We start from the raw sequence: 3,373 nt of genomic DNA on the forward strand, positions 1-3,373 counted from the left end.
CCCGCGACGCGCAGCACCTTGTCCATGTTCAGGCAGAGCAGGTCGATCCGGTGCCGCCGGCACAGCCGCCAGTAGCGCCAGGAGAGGGCCGGGTCCAGGTCGCCGTGGAAGACCAGTTCCGTCACCACGAGCCCGGCCGCCCCGCCCCGCCGCGCCAGCTCGCTGCCGCGGGCGCAGGCCAGTTCGACGTGGTGGCCCCGGTCGCGCAGGCCCAGGGCCGTCGACAGCATCCAGTGCTCGCCGCCCCCCCACTCCCCCAGGCAACTGCTGAACAGGATCCTCACGGGTGGTGCCCCGAACGTGCTGGTGGCCGATCGGCGCGCCGTCGCGGCGCGCCCACGAATGAAACTTGTAATTCCCGGTTGTTCAACGAGAATATTCGGCGAGCGGCCCCGTGTCGGGACCGTCCACTCACGGAAGGTCGCGAACCTGGACACCCTGGCCGCATTCCTGATCGTCAAGAACGAGGAACGCCTGCTGCCGCGCTGCCTCGCCAGCCTCGCGGGGCTGGTCGACGAGCTGGTCGTGCTGGACACCGGCAGCGAGGACGGCACGCCCGGCATCGTCGACGCGGCCGCCGCGGGCGGCGCCTTCCCCCGGGTCGTCGCCGACCGCGTCGAGTTCCGGGGCTTCGGCGAGGCCTGGCAGTCGGCGCTGGACCGCGTGACCGCGGACTGGGCGCTGTGCATCGCCGCCGACGAGGAGCTGTCCCCCGCCCTGCGCGAGCGGCTCCTCGCGTCGAAGGCCGACGGCGGCCTCGGGCGGCACGACGGCTGGGTGCTGCACCGCGTCAACACCGTGCTGGGGCGCCGCATGCGCGCGCGCTGCCTCGCCCGCGACCACACCCTGCGGCTGGTCCGCCGCGGGCGGGCGCGTTTCACCCCCTCGCTGGTCCACGAGAGCCTGCAGCTCGCGCCGGGCGCCACGACGGGCCGGCTCGACGAGCCGCTGCTGCACGCGGCCATGGACGACTGGCGCGCCTACCTGCGCAAGGTGGACCGCTACACCACGCTGGACGCCCTGGGCGACAAGTACCGTTTCCGCTGGTGGCACCTGGCGACCACCGGCCCGGCCACCTTCTGGCGCCAGTACGTGATGCGCACCGGCTTCGTCGACGGCTGGCCGGGCTTCGTCTGGTCGGCGACCTCGGCGATCGGCGCGGTGATGCGCGACTGGAAGCTGCTGCGGCGGGCGCGGGGCCGCGTTGACGCCGCACCCCACGGCGGGTAGAGTCGCACCCGACGCAACGACCCGCATCCCGGGAGGGACCATGGGCAGGATCATCGTGACCGGCGGCGCCGGCTTCATCGGCGCCAACGTCGTGCGGGGGCTCAACGCCCGCGGGATCGACGACATCGTGGTCGTGGACCGGCTGCGCGACGGCGCCAAGTGGCGCAACCTGCTGGGCCTGCGCGTCGAGGACGTCGTGGACAAGGACGACTTCCGGCTGGACGTGCGCGAGGGCGCGCTGGCCGCCGACATCGACGCCGTGATCCACCTGGGCGCCTGCAGCAGCACCACCGAATCCGACGCCGACTACCTCCTGGACAACAACTACCGCTACACGCGCGAGCTGTGCGAGTGGTGCCTCGAGGAGGGGATCCGCTTCGTCTACGCCAGCAGCGCCGCCACCTACGGCGACGGCGCGCTCGGCTACAGCGACGAGGACCGCTCGACGCCCGACCTCGCGCCGCTGAACATGTACGGCCTCTCCAAGCACCTGTTCGACCTCTGGGCGCTGCGCCGCGGGCACCTGGACCGCATCGCCGGCCTGAAGTTCTTCAACGTCTACGGTCCGCACGAGGACCACAAGGGCGACATGCGCTCGGTCGTCCACAAGGCCCACGGCCAGATCCTGGCGGACGGCCGGGTCCGGCTGTTCAAGTCCTACCGCCCGGAGTTCCCCGACGGCGGCCAGGTGCGCGACTTCCTGGACGTGCGCGACGCCGTGGCGGTCGTGCTCTGGCTGCTCGACAACCCCGCGGTCAACGGCCTGTTCAACTGCGGCACCGGCGAGGCGCGCAGCTGGAACGACCTGGCGACCGCCGTCTTCGCGGCCCTGGGCCGCGAACCCCGCCTCGACTACATCGAGATGCCCGACCACCTGCGCGGCAAGTACCAGTACCACACCCAGGCCGACCTCGCGAAGCTGCGCCGCGCCGGCTACGACCGACCCTTCACCGGGCTGGAGGACGGGATCCGCGACTACGTCCGCGGGCACCTGTCGCAACCCGCGTCCTAAGCGAACGGCAGAGGCGAGGCCGCGGGGCCTCGCCTCTGCTAGGGACAATTTCGAAGTCGGAACCTACCTGAAGAGCGCCTTGATCTCGCCGAAGCTCAGGTCCTCGTTGCCGACCGTGCAGTCGGTCAAGCAGATCGCGTTGGCGATCGGCTCCAGCCTGAACGTGCCGAAGCTGAACGCCAGCATCCCCGTCGCGGCGTTGTAGCAGTCGCCCAGGTGGACGGTCGTGTCGTCGTACCAGTAGTCGTCCATCCAGAGGAACTGGCCGGGCGACTCGTAGGACTCGACCTGCCACTCGCCGTAGGAATTGGGGGCGGTGGTCACGACCATGCCGTCGGTCACCATGATGAAGCAGCTCTCGTAAGGCTCGGCGTTGGCGGCGAGATCGGCCACCGTGACCGGCAGCGGGTAGATGGCGCCCATGTGCTCGCCGAGCACCGTGACGTAGCCGGTGGGGTCGGTGAAGACGTTGATCTCCGTGAAGCTGTAGTACTCCTCGTAGAGGCCGGCGACGTTCACCAGCTGGCCCACCGCGACGCCGGGAGCGGCGCTGGTGAAGACCCAGACGCCGGCGTAGGGCGCGTTCGGATCCTCGGTCATGAAGAAGCCGTTGTAGCGGACGCCGGTGACCACGGCGCCGTTGACCACGACCTCGGCGCCGACGGTGTAGGCGCCCGTCTGCAGGTCGATGATCGTCCCGGCGAGCGCGGGCACGGCGACCAGCAGCAGCAGCACGGTAGCAAGCAGCTTCATCGCGACATCCTTTCGTTGAGGTGGGGGCTCCCGTGGGCGCTCGAGTCGACCCGGTGTGTGGGGAAGCCGTCCGCCCCGGATCCTAGCACGGATCGGGATGATTATGCAAACGACCTGTCGAAATGATGGGGCTTTTTACGGATGCACCGGATGGACACGGAAAGGGACCGCCGTGACCGGAGGTCCCCATTCCCAGCCCAGGAGTAGAGCGGACTAACGATACAGCGCTTTGAGCGAGCCGAAGCTCAGGTCCTCGTTGGCGACGGTGCAGTCGGTGTCCGCGGTCGTGAAGACCTTGAAGATCCACATGCCGCCGAACCACTGGTACATGCCGTAGGCGTTGTTGTAGCAGTCGCCCAGGTCGACCGTGGCGTAGTC

4 protein-coding genes are annotated in these 3,373 nt (G+C 69.7%); 2 read left to right on the top strand and 2 right to left on the bottom strand.

The window, feature by feature from the left end; genetic code table 11:
- A partial coding sequence (locus Q7W29_07415) for a hypothetical protein (protein MDO9171641.1) occupies positions 1-284 on the bottom strand: 284 nt, incomplete at its 3' end.
- A gap of 16 nt (positions 285-300) precedes the next feature.
- Between Q7W29_07415 and Q7W29_07420 the strand changes: the two genes are divergently transcribed.
- Positions 301-1,230 carry a glycosyltransferase family 2 protein gene (locus Q7W29_07420; protein MDO9171642.1) on the top strand — a complete coding sequence of 310 codons (930 nt, stop codon included), beginning with the start codon at positions 301-303 and terminating at the stop codon, positions 1,228-1,230.
- A gap of 40 nt (positions 1,231-1,270) precedes the next feature.
- Positions 1,271-2,242 carry an ADP-glyceromanno-heptose 6-epimerase gene (rfaD, locus tag Q7W29_07425; GenBank protein MDO9171643.1) on the top strand — a complete coding sequence of 324 codons (972 nt, stop codon included), beginning with the start codon at positions 1,271-1,273 and terminating at the stop codon, positions 2,240-2,242.
- 63 nt (positions 2,243-2,305) lie between these two features.
- Here rfaD and Q7W29_07430 read toward each other — a convergent pair whose 3' ends face one another.
- Positions 2,306-2,995, bottom strand: coding sequence for a hypothetical protein (locus Q7W29_07430; protein ID MDO9171644.1), 690 nt, complete (start codon positions 2,993-2,995; stop codon positions 2,306-2,308).
- Between the last annotated feature and the right edge of the window lie 378 nt (positions 2,996-3,373).

It is taken from the genome of bacterium, from assembly GCA_030654305.1.
Classification (GTDB): Bacteria; Krumholzibacteriota; Krumholzibacteriia; order LZORAL124-64-63; family LZORAL124-64-63; genus PNOJ01.

What these genes read in the sequence shown, in the direction of transcription:
- rfaD (MDO9171643.1), top strand. Translation starts at nt 1,271, where the DNA reads ATGGGCAGGATCATCGTGACCGGCGGCGCCGGCTTCATCGGCGCCAAC.
- Q7W29_07430 (MDO9171644.1), bottom strand. Translation starts at nt 2,995, where the DNA reads ATGAAGCTGCTTGCTACCGTGCTGCTGCTGCTGGTCGCCGTGCCCGCG.